Genomic DNA, 13,374 nt, shown 5'->3' on the forward strand with positions numbered 1-13,374 from the left:
TCACGTCACCAGGTATTCCGGGCTCGCCAACCCGATGGTCAACAGCCGCTGCGGGTCGGTGGTGGCCTTCAGGACCGAGTACGTCCTGTTGGTCCAGGTCTCGATGGTGAGCACGTGCGCCACGTCCTCCGGGGTCAGCCGTTGGGCCGGCACCAACTGGGCGAGCCGACCGGCAAGGTTCAGGCGGGCCTGCGCGGCCCCAACGGTCAGCCAGTCCGCACCGGCCGGCCACCCCTCGACGCTCGGCGGCGCGAACGGCAACTGGCCCAGCCGCTCCAGACCGTTGAGGACGTAGGTCGACATCTCATCAGACAGTTCCCCTGGCCGCAGCCCCAGATGCCGCATCGCGCCGACGAACCACTCGGTCGGCTGCTTCACCAGCCTGCCGGCGCTGGCGCGGAACGCCTCGTCCTCGAAGAGTTTCCGCAGCATCGACATCGAGTTGGGAAAGACGGCCACCATGGCGTTCCGGGTGGACTTCGGAATCGGGTCGGTCGACGAGGCGTAGCGGAACCACAGCCGCTCGGCGATGAAGGCCGCGCACTGGTCCTGCTTGAGGAGGAAATCGACGAGCGAGTGGGCGTTGAAGTTCCTCGTCTCACCGAGGATCGTCTTCGCTCCGTTGTCGTGCCAGGCGGGGTTGAAGTAACTGCGGGCGCCGTCGTAGTCGATCCGCCAGCCGGTCAGCGCACGACCCGCGGCCTTCACGTCCCGCTCGGAGTATCGGCCGATACCGAGCATGAAGAGTTCCATCAACTCGCGGCCGAGGTTCTCGTTGGGGGCGGTCCGCGTGTTGCTTTCGCCATCGAGCCAGAAGACCAGGGCCGGATCCGTGATCATCTTGTGTGCCATCACGGCGAAGTCGAGTGAGCTGCGCAGATTCCGGTGCTGCAACAGCATCAGTTGTGGCCGCATCACCTTCCGCACCGAGGTGGCCCAGTGTCCGTGCCAGAAGAACCACAGCTTCTCGCGGGTCTGGTGATCGGCCACCGTGAGGCGGTCCAGCCACCACTGGGTGATCCGCTGCGTCTGCTCCCAACGCTCCTCGCTCGCCTTGGCGCGCTGAGCGGCGGTCGGGTTCGACAGCCCGGAGAAAGGGTCCGGGCCCAGAACAGGCATGGGAGCCAGCGAGGCTCCCACGTCCGGCGCTGTCGGCGCCGTGAGAGCGGCGACTGTCGCTTCGTACCCTGCCTTCTTCGCCGCGGCCAACTCAGCGGCGGTGGGGCCGAAACCGGCGCGGCGCAGTAGCAACGCGAGATCGTCGGCCATGTCAGCAAATGTATGCGACGTCGATGACACGGTCGAGCCACGGGTCTGATTTCCACCCATACCTCGCGGAGCCCGCGGTGGTGTGGGTGAGGGCCGGCCCTACTCGGTGACGGTCGAACCGCCGCGCGCCCCGAGCAGCACCGCTCGACCGGTCTCGAACGTGTAGGTCTGCCGCACCTCGTAGTGCTGCCGGATGTACTTGATTTTCCAACCAGGGGCGGTGAGGGGGTCCTGGGACGCCCCGTAGACGCCAGCGGCCGGACCGATGAGCCAGATGCGGTCGGCCTTGGCCAGCCTGCCCTGGATGTCGATGAACTCGGTCGCCTCCAGCGTCCCGTTGCTGGCCGCCGTCTGCTTCATCAGGATGTCCGGCGGCTGGACCGCCGGCGCCCAATCCAACTCGCTCAGGTAGTGCGTGAGCGTTGGCCGCATCGACCAGGCGAAGTCGGTGTAGACGACGACGTCACCGCTGGCCACGTTGTCGTGGATGGCAGCGGCCATGGCGCGAGTGTCCGGCGCGTCGTGCGTCTGTCGGACCGACTTCTGCACCGGCAGCGAGAGGAGCACCAACGCTGCCACGACCGCCACCGCGCGGGCGACCCACGGCAGCACGGCCACCGCACGCGGGCGCGAGGTGGTGACGGTCGCCGCCGCCAGCACCGCAACCGGCGCGAGCAGGAAGATGCCGTACCGCGGCACCCACACCGGTGCGATCAGCGAGGCCCCGATGACCACGACGACCGGCACCGTGCTGAGGACGACCAACTCGACGTAGCGGCGGGTCGGCACGGCGAAGTAGGCAGCGGCGGCGAGCAGCACCAGCAGGTAACCCACAACCGGGCTGAAGGCCACGTCACCGGGCAACGCGCCGACCGTCTTCCAGGTCGGTGTCTGCACCCAGTGCAGCTGGGAGTAGCGCTGGCTGCGGCCCAGCCAGATGAGCGGTGACACGACCACCAGAGCGGCAGCTATCGCCGGAACCGCCCGCCACAGCCGGCGATCCCGCTCCGGCCACCACGCCAGCGCCAGGATCACCACGTGTGCGGCCAGCACGGAGAGCGCGACCAGGTGGAAGACCCCGGTGAGCGCCAGACAGAGCCCGTACCCCGCCCACCGCCACCAGGAGGGGGACGCCACGGCCGTGAGCAGCAGCAGGGACGAGAGCGTCGCGAAGAGGAAGGCGAACGCGTACGGCCGGGCCGTGTGGGCGAAGAACAGCAGGCTGGGGATCGCCGAGCAGATGATGCCGGCCAGGATTCCGGCCGCCGGCCCGGCCACCCGCCGACCGATCTCGGCGGTCACGCCGGCGCCGAGAGCCATCGCCAGGAGCGAGGGCAGGCGCAGGACCACATCGGACTCGCCGAAGACCGTGACCAGCACGTGGAGCACCAGGTAGAAGGGCGTGATGACCGCGTCCTTGTAGCTGGCCAGCTCGAGCAGCTCGCCGAACGACCGGGTCGCCGCGGAAAGCGTCGCGCCCTCGTCCCAGTCGAGCGGAACACTGGTCAACGAATAACCGGCAACCACCAGCATCACGGCAAAACCGATGCCGAAGGGAGCCACATCGTTCTTTCCGGCGCGCACCAATTCTCCCACCCGTGATGTTGCGTGGAGACTAGCCGACAGGCCGCTCGTGCCCGCAGGCGCAGGCTCGCAATTGCTCGACGGCAAAGTGTCGAGGTAATGAATTGGTGGCGACGTTCCGGACCGTTGTCGCCCCGATCAACGGAGCTTCGGCGCGATCGGCCGGCGGATCGGCGGTCGGCCGGGCGGCGCGATGCTGACCTCGGGGCTGGTGAGCCGGGTCAGGCCCGCGTAGTCGCCATTGAAGACGTTCTTGCTGTAGTTGCCGGGCTGGGACGAATCGCCCGGCGCGTACTGCCAGATGGTCTCGGTGGCCCAGCCGGCGGGCAACGGCGGCCGGGTCGTGGTGTAGCCGGCGATGTCCAACAGGAGACCGCCGAAGGAGGCGTCGCTGTTGGTGCACGGGTTCCAGAAGTTGGTGTTCGTGTAGATCATCATCGGTCGACCGATACGTGCCTTGACCTGGTTGGTGAAGACCCGCACCCAGTTGGTCAACTCCGTCGGGGTCAGCCCGTAGCAGGTCGGGGCGCCGGCCCAGTACGGCCACTCGAAGTCGAGCATCGGCACCAGCGTGCGGGAGTCCTTCGCCCACCTCATGTTGTCGATGAAGTAGTTGGCCTCACCCACCGGGTCGCGTCCGTCCGGGCGGGCGAAGTGGTACGCGCCGACGAAGAGGCCCGCCGCCTTCGCCGCCGTGTAGTCACCGTTGAAGAAGGGATTGAGGTAGTCGTTTCCCTCGGTGGCCTTGATGTAGACGAACTTGTTTCCCTCGGCCACCACCCCGCCCCAGTTGATCGGCCCGAGGTTGTGGTCGTGGCTGGACACGTCGATGCCCTGGATGGTGTAGCCGGCAGGCGGGTTGGCCGGCGCGGACACCGTGCTCTGCCGGACCGCCGGAGTGCCGCCGGCGAGGGCTCGACCACCCCCGTCGGGGGACGCCGCCGCGCCCGCCGCCGGCGGGGTGCCGAGCAGGTTGACCGCCAGCGCCGAGGCGACCAGCACCGGAATCCATTTCCGTGACATGAGTGTCCCGAATCTCCTTGCTCAGGAGCCGACGTCTCGCGGTTCGTCAGCGAACGTCGACATCGCGCGGACCGGCGGATGAACCGGTGCGAAAGTACGATCGCACTTTACGCAAGTGAGGGCGCTTCGCGCTGCCCCGCCCGACTGAAGTGAATGGAGTCGATCCGGAGCATCGGCCCGCCGATGCGTTCACCATCAATCAGTCCGAACGGCTGAGCCATCGATGGCACGGGTCAACGAAGATGGTCTGCGTCTCTGCCGAAAGGCGGGGACTTTCAAGTGCGTCCGTTTAGGACGCTGACCCCACGGGGAGTCTCACGTGTTCCAACTTCGCCGAGCTGGTCGCTCGGTCACGGCAGGGCTCGCCCTCGCCGTAGTCGCAGCCGCAACGATCTCCAGTGGCGGTGCCGCGTACGCCGCGCCGTCGGACGGGCAGAAGCTGCCGCGGGCCCTCAAGTCCGCCGACAAGGGCGCCATCAAGGACAGCTACATCGTGGTCCTGAAGGACACCAAGGCCGACCCGGCCGCCGTCGACGCCAGCGCCAAGGCTCTCACCAAGCAGTTCGGCGGCGCCGTCTCCCACACGTACAACCGCTCGATCCGGGGCTTCGCCGCACGGATGAACGAGGCACAGGCCAAGAAGCTGGCCACCAACTCCTCGGTTGCGTACGTGGAGCCGAACCGCAAGGTGTCGAAGAGCGACACCCAGCTCAACACGCCGTCGTGGGGCCTGGACCGCCTGGACCAGATCTTCGCGCCGTTGAACAAGCGCTACACCTATCCGAACACGGCGAGCAACGTGCACGCCTACGTCATCGACACCGGCATCCGCATCAGCCACCAGGAGTTCGGTGGGCGGGCCAGCAACGGGTACGACTTCGTCGACAACGACACTGTCGCGAACGACTGCAATGGGCACGGCACGCACGTCGCCGGCACCATCGGGGGCACCAACTACGGTGTGGCCAAGGCCGTCAAGCTGGTCGGCGTGCGGGTGCTCGACTGCGAGGGCAACGGCACCTACGCCGACGTGCTGGCCGGCATCGACTGGGTCACCGCCAACGCGGTGAAGCCGGCCGTCGCCAACATGAGCCTCGGTGGCGGCGCCGACGACGCGGTCGACGCCGCGGTGGAGGCCTCCATCGCCTCCGGCGTCTCGTACTCCGTTGCCGCTGGCAACGACGCCGACGATGCCTGCCTTCAGTCGCCCGCCCGGGCGGCCTCGGCGATCACTGTGGGAGCGACCGACGAGGTCGACTTCCGGGCGTACTTCTCCAACTACGGCCAGTGCGTGGACATCCACGCGCCGGGCCACAACATCCCGTCGTCGGTGGCCAGCAGCGACACGGCGATCGACAGGTACAGCGGCACCTCGATGGCGAGCCCGCACGTCGCGGGCGCCGCGGCGCTCGCGCTGTCGGCGAACCCGACCTGGACGCCCCTTCAGGTGCGTAACAACCTCGTCTACGGCGGCACCCGCCGGGTCGTCCGCAACACGGCGTTCACCGGCACGAGCGACGTGATGCTGCGCATCGGCACCACCGCCGTTCCGCAGGTCACCGGCCTGCGCGCACTGGTCAACGGCAAGACCGTCACGGTGGGAACGGGCGGCACCCAGCCGCTGAAGGCCAGCCAGGCTCCGAGCCAGATCGGTGATCTGGAGAAGTTCACCATCGTGAGCGCGGGCACCGGTTACATCGCGTTCTCGTCCTGGGCGAACGGCAAGTACGTCAGCGCCACCTCCGGCGGCGCCGGCTCACTGATCGCCAACGCCAGCGCCATCACCGACGCGGAGCGGTTCCAGGTGGTGATGCAGGGTGACGGCACGACCACCCTGATCGCCAAGGTGAACGGCAAGTACGTCACTGTGCCGTCGGGTGGGGCCAGCCCGCTGGTCGCCAGCTCGACGACTGTCGGTACGGCCGAGAAGTTCATCTGGGCGTCGCCGGCGGCGGTCGTCGTCCTGAACTCGGTGAAGAACAGCCGGATCGTGACCGCGCCGAGCGCCACGTCGCCGGTGATCGCCAACGGCACGACTGTCGGTAACCCCCAGAAGTTCGACATGCTCGACCTGGGAGATGACGCCATCGCGCTGCGGTCGCACACCAACTGGCGCTACGTCACCAGCGCGGTCAACAGCAGCGGCAACCCGACCGCGTTGATCGCCAACTCCACCACGCTCGGCACGCCGCAGTCGTTCTGGCTCTATCACTGGGGCGACGGCACCATCGGGCTGCAGTCGCAGACCAGTTACAACATGGTGGTGGCACCGAGCACCACCTCGCCGCTGATCGCCAGCTACGACCCCTCCTCTGAGGCCCCGTGGCCGACGGCGGCGGACTTCACCCACGTCGTTCAGACCGTGGGCTAAGCACCAGCGCCTGACCGTCGCGTCCTGACGCGACAAACCCAGAACGGGCCGTCGAGACGGATGTCTCGACGGCCCCTTCGCATTACCTGGCTCGGCTCAGCGGCCGGGTCCGGCGTCCACCCCTGATCGCCTGGAGAGCGAGGCGTAGGCCGCCTGTAGCTGCTGGCGGACCGCCGCCGAGCTGTGGTGTGCCACGACCCACTCCCGCCCGTTGACGGCCATCCGCTCGGCGGTCTCCGGCGAGGACAACAGCGCCGCGACCTTCGCGATCCACCCGGCGCTGTCGTCGGCGACGCTGACGTGCACACCGTCCTGCACGCCGGCGCGGTCGGCCACCATGCTGGTCGTCACGCTCGGCACTCCGGCGGACATGGCCTGGATGAGCTTCAGCTGCACCCCGGTACCCCGGAAGATCGGCGCGATGGCGACCGCCGCGTCCGAGTAGTAGGGCTCGACCGCTGGCGCGTTGGCGTGCAGCTCGATGCCGTTACCGACCAGCGCCTGGACCGCCTTCGGCGGGTCCGTGCCGACGATCCGCAGCCGGGCGTCCGGGACCGCGTCGCGAATACCCTGCCAGCACTCGCGCACGAACCACATGAGGCCGTTGACGTTCGCCTCGTAGCTGAGTCGACCGACGAACAGGACGGTCGGTGCGATCGGGCCCTGCTGCCGCTGCACGGAAAAGTCGCAAGGGCTCCGAACCAGGTAGGTGTTGGGCCGCTCCTGGCCGGGCAGGGACGGCGCCGAGAGCATCAGCGGCACCCCCTTGCGGACCAGCTCGTCCTCCCGCGCCCGCATCCGGCTCCCCTCCACCCGACCCAACGCCCGCCAGGCGAGGTTGGGCCCGTGGGAGGCCAACTGCTCGTAGTACTCGCTGCGGAACTCGTCCAGGTCGACGATGACCGGCGTGTCACCGCAGGCCTCGACCAGGTGGACGGTGCGGAAGACGTTGAGGTGCACCACGTCGGGCTGGAACTCGTCCAACTGCTGCCGCAGGGCGTCGGTGAGCGCCTTCGGGCTCGCGTACCCCGTCTGGAGGGAGACACCGGTGCCGAGCGCACGCGCCGAGCGCAGCATGGAACCGGCGAACGGGTTGGCGACGAGCGTCCGGTCCTTGACCGGCAGTTGCTCGGCCAGCTGCACCTCCTTGTCATCGTGCGTCAGCGCGAGGAAGCGGACATCGTGCTCGGCGGCGAGCATCTCCAGGATCACCAGGCTTCGTGGGCGGACCGATGCCGGGATCCAGGGCGCTACAAACAAAATCTTCAAATCGGCAGCCTCCTTAGGGCGGACGCGAGGAGTCGCTGGGCTCGCGTGCCGTGCTTCGCGAAATAGACCTGCATGCCGGCCCGGTACAGGTTGTTCTTGCCGACCGCAGCGGTGCTGGTGCTCTCCTTGTGCTCGGCGACGCTCGTCCCGACCGACACGACACCCCAGCCACCGGCGGAGAGCCGGGTGCAGAGGTCGACGTCCTCGAAGTAGAGGAAGAAATCCCTGTCGAAACCGCCGATGGCCCGGAAGGCATCGCCTCGGACGAGCATGCAGAAGCCCGACACCCACGCGGCCTCGCGCACCTGACCGGTCGGCTCGACGTCGAGATACTCGAGCATCTTGATCTTTTTCCGCAACGGCCCCACCCGCGCCAGCGACCGCTTCAGACCGCTGGGCACGAGGTCGTCGATCCGGAGGGCGGCCAGCCACTCCTTCGCCATGCTCGGCGCCGGCCCCGCCGAGATGCCGTACCGCCCGTCGGGGTATCGCATCAGCGGCGCGACCACCCCCAGCTTCGGGTCGGCCCGCAGCGTCTCGGCGAGGTGCGCGAAGGACTCGGCGGTGATGTGGCAGTCGGGATTGAGCAGGAAGTAGGCGTCAGCGTCGGGGACGGTCTCCGCGGCGGCGTTGATGGCCTTGCCGAATCCGACGTTCGGCAGCGAGATGACCTGGTAGCCGAAGGATTTCGCGACCTCGACGCTGTCGTCGGTGGAGGAGTTGTCAACGACCACCACGTGGTCGATCGGCAGGGCACCCAGGCAGCCCAGGCTGAGGGGAAGCTCCTTGGCCGAGTTGTAGGAGACGATGATGGCTGCGATTTTCACTGTCGACCCGCAATCGCGTAGGCGTCGAGGTAGGAGCGGACCGTGTCGTCCCACCGGAACGTCCGCTCGATGTGTGCGCGGGCACGCCGACCACGCTGCGCGGCGTCCTCCGGTGATTCGACGGCGGTCCGGACGGCCGCCGCGATCTCGTCCGCCGTGGACGCGACGAACAACATCGACGCGTCACCCCGGACCGATTCGGCAGGGCCGCTGGACGTGATGACCGGGCAGCCGAGGGCCATGGCGTGTGCCACCTTCATCAGCACGCCGCCACCCACGATCGACGGCACGACGACGGCGTGGGCGCCGAGCATCTCCGACTGGAAGTCGGGCACCGCACCGGTCACCACCACCCGGCTGTCGTTCTCGCCGAGACCGATCACGTCAGGGGTGGGATCCGCCCCGACGATCCTGAGCTCGGCGTCCGGCAGGCTCCGCCACACGATCGGCATCACCTCGCGGGCCAGAAGCTCGGCGACGAGGACGTTGGCCCGTCGCCACATCGCCCCGGCGAACACCAGCCGCGGCCGGTCGGTCACCGGCGGCGGCGACCAGGACCGCTCCCCCACGTGGATGCCCGGCCGGGCGAGGACGGTGTTGGGGTTGTACTCCTTGGCCACCGCGAAGTCGGCGTCGGACAGGGTGATGACCGCCGCCGCCTGCCGGATCGCCGCCCGCTCGAACCGGCGCGTGCGCACCAGCTCGGCGAGGCGGTACGGCCGTTCCAGGCCGGACGACGCCCGGTACGACTCCAGCATGACCTTCTCGGTGATGTCGTGCAGACCCAGCACCGAGGCCCGGCTGAGCCCGACGACCTCGGCGGACTGCAGGTACTCCGCGTGCACCACGTCGGGCTGGATCCTGCGGATCAGCTCGGCAGCCTCCTGGGTCGCCTCCCGTGGCCACGCCTGGCGCAGCCAGGCTGGCTCGACCCGGAGACGGTCCAGGTGGCTCGGACGCGCGACGACGTCGGACGGCAGCAACGTGTACTTCAGGTCGTCCCGCCCGGACGAGGCGGTGTTCCCCGGTGAGTACACGAAGAGGTCGACCTGTTCGGCCAGCCGCGGCGTGAGCTGCACGATCGTGTCGGCCGCGGCATGGTTGTGCTGGCCGTTGGGCGCGAATGGGGTGAGCAGCAGGACGCGCATCAGTCCAGCCGCTTCAGCAGCGTCGTGACGAATCCCTGCGCGACGCGCCCCTGGGCCGCGACCCGGCCGGCGGCCTGCCGGAACTCCTCGGTCGCCGCAGCCGCCTGGGTGGCCGTCCGGTAGAGGGTGTCGGCGTCGACGTCCGGCGGCACCACGTACTCGCTGAGCCCAAGATCGACGAAGGCGTCCTGGACCTTCCGCTCGTAGGCGATGGCCACGGTGGGAACGCCGATCGCCACGGCCAGAAGGGCCGCGTGCAGGCGGGTGCCGAGGACGAGCTGATTCGTCGAGAGCGCCTGCAACCAGGTACGGAGCGCCCCGGCGAGCGGTTGACTGCCGTCCAACGGGGTCGGGTCCAGGGCCAGCAGGTCCCGGAACGCCCGCTCGTAGATGACCCGGTCGTCCTCGCCGTGCGCTCCCCGGCCGAACGCCATCGGAAGGAAGGTGCCCGACCATCCCTCCTGCCGCAGCCGGGCGGCACAACCGGAGGTCGCCGCCAGCAGCGGGCCCTCCAACTCGGGTGCGAGCGGCCGCATCGACAACGCGAAGCGCCGCCCGGCGCCGACCGGCTCCAGGTCGGGCAGCGGCAGGGTGTACGCCATGTCGCCGATGACCTCGGCACTGGAGCCGAAGTGCGACGCGGTCCGCTCGTCGCGCACCCCGACGCCGACACACGAGGCGCCGATGACCCGGAGCAACTGACGGCCGAACGGCGTTCCGCCCTCGCGAACGCCGACGCCGACAGTGGCGACGGGCGTCCCGGCAATCTTGGCCATCGCGATGATCCGGGCGAACATCGGCAGGGTGCCGGGCCAGGACAGGTTGGGCGAACGCTCCTGGAAGACCGTTCCCGGGCCGAGGAGCAGCAGGTCACACGACTTGATCGACCGTTGGACCGCGACCTGACGCTCGGAGGCGCCACGAGCCCGCAGCACGGGCATGTTCTCCGTGTCCACGCCGTGCAGTTCGGCGACCCGGTCCGGGTTGGGGCAGAAGACCACGAACGTCGCGTTCTCCTTGACCGCGCGGACGCAGGTAATGAGCGAGTGGAGGAGGATCTCGTCTCCGAGATTGTCCGATCCGAACCACCCGACTATTCCGACCCTCACATGTCCTCCGTCGTCGCGGCCTGCAGTTGACCTGCGGCCCTCCGTTGAGCCAACAATTTGGCGGTAGCCAGAACGAGAATGACGCCGCCCAGGATGAAGGACGCCAGGGCGGGTTCTAGGACGGCCAGCAGTACGGCGAGCGCGCCGACCGCCGCCGCCACGATCACGAACGAGATCACGACCGGACGTACCAGTTCCTTTATCCGCAGGAACCAGAGCAGTGACCCTGCCACGACCAGCTCGTTCAGCACCATCGCCGTTGCGGACCCAAAGGCGCCGTACGTGCCGTCGAGTGCGACATTCAGCCCGACGCTGCCGCAGATGCTCAACGCCAGCACGATCAGCCGGCTGGAGGCGCGGCCCTGGGAGAGCAGAATGGCGGACAGGCCGAAGTTGCCGAATCGTAGAACGAGGAAGAAGGTCAGCACCATGGCCAGCGTCGGAATGTTGCCGGCGTGGTCACCGAACAACACCGCGGTGCCGATCGGGATGCCGATGAACATGACGCCGGCGGCGGCCTGGCCCGCGAGCCCGAAGAACCGGAAGATCGTGAGCGGGTCGTTCGACTGGGCGGCCCCGGACGCCTGGCGCGGCGCGGCGTAGGCGAGCGCGCCGACGCCCATGGACGCCGCGACCTGGACCACCGGTCCGACGATCGCCGCCGCCGACACGTACTCGCCGACTTCCGCGGCTGCGACGAAGAACGCGAGGACGAACACGTCGCCGCGGAAGTAGAAGAGACCGAAGAGGTCGGCGGCGAAGTACGGCAGGGCCTGCCGGACGTGCTGGACCGCACGGATACCCCGGGAGTCACGCAGCGCCGGCAGGATGCGCACGATGAGGAACGCCGCAGCGGACCGGAGGACGGCCGCGATCGACATGTAGACGGCAGCGTCGCCGAGGGTCAGCCCGTCCAGCATCCACACGTCGACCGCGCACGCGCCGACCAGCAGGAGACCGGCGGACACGTTCGTGAGCGGCTCGGCCCAGGCCGAGGGCGTACCTCGGATGAGGACCCACGCCGTCTCGTTCCACTGCTCCAGCAGGCTGGCCACGAAGATCAGGAAGAAGGCGAACTGCGCCTCCGGGGGAAGGACCGCGCCGATCAGGGGGTACGCGACGGCAGCCGCCACCATCAGCGCGGCGAAGCGCCCACAGTGGATCCGGGCGACCACCGGCGGTGACACAGTTCCCGCAGCGGCCTCCCTGGTGAGGTAGGTCGGCAGGCCGAGGGAGAGCGCGGCGGCGGTGAAGGACGCGATGAGCGTGGCGAGACCGTAGAAGCCGACCGCCTCGGTGCCGGCGCCCCTGGTCAGAAACGCCATCACCACCAGGGTGGTGGACCGGGTGGCCAGGGTGGAGATGCCCAGCAGGCCCGACACGATGGTCAGGGAGGGTCGCCGTCGCTCCGGCGTGGTGACCTCAGTCGCGACCATAGCCACTCTCCACCCGTACGTATCGCGACCTGGCGTAGAAGTAGCCAGCGACCAGCGCGAACATCAGGAAGTACGGTCCCTGCATCAGTCCCCATCCCGTCATGCCGATCAGGACGAGGCCCGGCAGCGCGCTGACCAGAACCCGGGGCGCCAGTTCGGCGGTCCGCACCCGGAACACGGAGTGGATGGCCGTCGTCGCGGTCATCGCGAACGGCAGCCAGAGCAGCAGCGCGCCGATGATGCCCAGCTCCGCGGCGCTGAGCAACAGCACGTTGTGCACGGGCACGCCGCTGGCGGTGAGGGCATCGGAGGCGCCGGCGATGGCCACGTAGCTGTTGGGGCCCACCCCCGCCCACGGGTGCTCCCGGATCACGTCGAAGGCGACCTGGAGCAGGTGCTGACGGTCGCCACCCTCGGGGTCGGCGGTGAACCGCTCGATCAGCCACGGCACCGACACCAGACCGAGCAGGCCGGTGATCCCGATGACGACGAAGTACTTCTTCTGCCAGCGCCCGGTCACGAACTCGAGCACCACCAGGATGAGGATCATCGAGACCACGGCGGCGAGGACCGAGCGGCTCTGGGTGAGGGAGACGCCGAGGAAGACGACGCCGAGCGTAGTCCAGGCCACCCACCGTTGCCGCGCCGTCTTCTGCGGCAGTGTCAACGCGCACATCCCGCAGAAGAACAGCAGCTTCGCCAGTTCACCGGGATGGCTGGTCAGACCGGTGGCGCGTCCGAGCACGTCGAGCGCCTGTTGGCCGGCGATGCGGCGCAGCGGAAAGCCGATGACCGCCATCATGATCGCGAAGAGCTGCAACCACGCCACCGCCGCGAAGGCCCAGAGCAGGACGGAGTTCCTCCGGTCGGCACGTTCGGCGGTGACCCCGACGGCGTACACGATCGCCACCAGGCTGAAGTGCACCAGGCCGCTCACGGTGCGCAGGGACGAGTCCCAGGCGAGCACGGCGAACAGGAGCATCCAGCCGAGGAACGGCACCCACGGGAAGAAGGCACGGGCGAGTTGGCGCCGCGTCTGGATCCCGATCACGACCACGGCCGCCGCGATGGCGATCGTGTACGTGTACAGCATCGGCGTGCCGGTGGCCACGCCGCTGTAGATCACCACCTCGGACGGGGCGAGGGCGATCGGCGCCAGACCGAGTGACGCCACGAGCACTGCCAACACGGCGACGATGCGTTGATCCGGATCGGATCGGAGGCCGTCGACGAGCGCCCGACCGGCCGAGGTCAGCTGCGTGTGCAGGCCCGGAGCCCGGTGGCGGCCCGACGAGTGCGGCCCGGACGCCTCGTCGGCGGGGCCCCCGACCGGACCTG

Annotated in this window: 10 protein-coding genes; 1 reads left to right on the plus strand and 9 read right to left on the minus strand. The window is 68.8% G+C overall.

Going from position 1 to position 13,374, the window contains the following annotated elements:
• The 3 genes from ABZU74_RS04795 to ABZU74_RS04805 all read right to left on the minus strand — a co-directional run bounded on the left by ABZU74_RS04795 (nt 1) and on the right by ABZU74_RS04805 (nt 3,876).
• Nucleotides 1–1,299, minus strand: a complete 1,299-nt coding sequence (locus tag ABZU74_RS04795) for a DUF1800 family protein (RefSeq protein WP_355418559.1) — start codon at nt 1,297–1,299, stop codon at nt 1–3.
• Between the two features lie 69 nt (nt 1,300–1,368).
• The gene (locus ABZU74_RS04800) at nt 1,369–2,853 is read right to left on the minus strand and encodes a glycosyltransferase family 39 protein (RefSeq protein ID WP_355418561.1); all 1,485 of its coding nucleotides are present in this window, start codon (nt 2,851–2,853) and stop codon (nt 1,369–1,371) included.
• 138 nt (nt 2,854–2,991) lie between these two features.
• A complete protein-coding gene (locus tag ABZU74_RS04805) occupies nt 2,992–3,876 on the minus strand; it encodes a GH25 family lysozyme (RefSeq protein ID WP_355418563.1) in 885 nt (294 codons plus the stop codon).
• A gap of 319 nt (nt 3,877–4,195) precedes the next feature.
• Between ABZU74_RS04805 and ABZU74_RS04810 the strand changes: the two genes are divergently transcribed.
• Entirely contained in the window at nt 4,196–6,247 is a 2,052-nt protein-coding gene (locus tag ABZU74_RS04810) for a S8 family serine peptidase (RefSeq protein ID WP_355418565.1), read from the plus strand.
• A 96-nt stretch (nt 6,248–6,343) separates the two neighbouring features.
• Here ABZU74_RS04810 and ABZU74_RS04815 read toward each other — a convergent pair whose 3' ends face one another.
• From ABZU74_RS04815 to ABZU74_RS04840, 6 genes are read right to left on the minus strand one after another with little or no spacing between them, the layout of a single operon-like run.
• Complete coding sequence (locus ABZU74_RS04815) at nt 6,344–7,516, minus strand: glycosyltransferase family 4 protein (RefSeq protein ID WP_355418567.1); 1,173 nt, start codon at nt 7,514–7,516, stop codon at nt 6,344–6,346.
• Nucleotides 7,513–8,343 (minus strand): glycosyltransferase family 2 protein, encoded by an 831-nt coding sequence (locus tag ABZU74_RS04820; RefSeq protein ID WP_355418569.1) that lies wholly within the window; start codon nt 8,341–8,343, stop codon nt 7,513–7,515. Before ABZU74_RS04820 ends, ABZU74_RS04815 begins: the two co-directional genes overlap by 4 nt.
• Entirely contained in the window at nt 8,340–9,491 is a 1,152-nt protein-coding gene (locus ABZU74_RS04825; protein WP_355418571.1) for a glycosyltransferase, read from the minus strand. Before ABZU74_RS04825 ends, ABZU74_RS04820 begins: the two co-directional genes overlap by 4 nt.
• Nucleotides 9,491–10,600, minus strand: coding sequence for a polysaccharide pyruvyl transferase family protein (locus tag ABZU74_RS04830; RefSeq protein ID WP_355418573.1), 1,110 nt, complete (start codon nt 10,598–10,600; stop codon nt 9,491–9,493). The genes ABZU74_RS04825 and ABZU74_RS04830 overlap by 1 nt, the downstream gene beginning before the upstream one ends.
• Nucleotides 10,597–12,036 (minus strand): hypothetical protein, encoded by a 1,440-nt coding sequence (locus tag ABZU74_RS04835; protein WP_355418574.1) that lies wholly within the window; start codon nt 12,034–12,036, stop codon nt 10,597–10,599. The genes ABZU74_RS04830 and ABZU74_RS04835 overlap by 4 nt, the downstream gene beginning before the upstream one ends.
• Complete coding sequence (locus tag ABZU74_RS04840; RefSeq protein ID WP_355419133.1) at nt 12,023–13,216, minus strand: O-antigen ligase family protein; 1,194 nt, start codon at nt 13,214–13,216, stop codon at nt 12,023–12,025. The genes ABZU74_RS04835 and ABZU74_RS04840 overlap by 14 nt, the downstream gene beginning before the upstream one ends.
• Between the last annotated feature and the right edge of the window lie 158 nt (nt 13,217–13,374).

Origin of the sequence: Micromonospora sp. NPDC005171, assembly GCF_040608575.1 — a bacterium.
Taxonomy (GTDB): domain Bacteria; phylum Actinomycetota; class Actinomycetes; order Mycobacteriales; family Micromonosporaceae; genus Micromonospora.

Bases quoted from the DNA above. Each gene is read 5' to 3' on its own strand.
- ABZU74_RS04835 (WP_355418574.1), bottom strand. From the start codon at position 12,036: ATGGTCGCGACTGAGGTCACCACGCCGGAGCGACGGCGACCCTCCCTG.
- ABZU74_RS04805 (WP_355418563.1), bottom strand. From the start codon at position 3,876: ATGTCACGGAAATGGATTCCGGTGCTGGTCGCCTCGGCGCTGGCGGTC.
- ABZU74_RS04825 (WP_355418571.1), bottom strand. From the start codon at position 9,491: ATGCGCGTCCTGCTGCTCACCCCATTCGCGCCCAACGGCCAGCACAAC.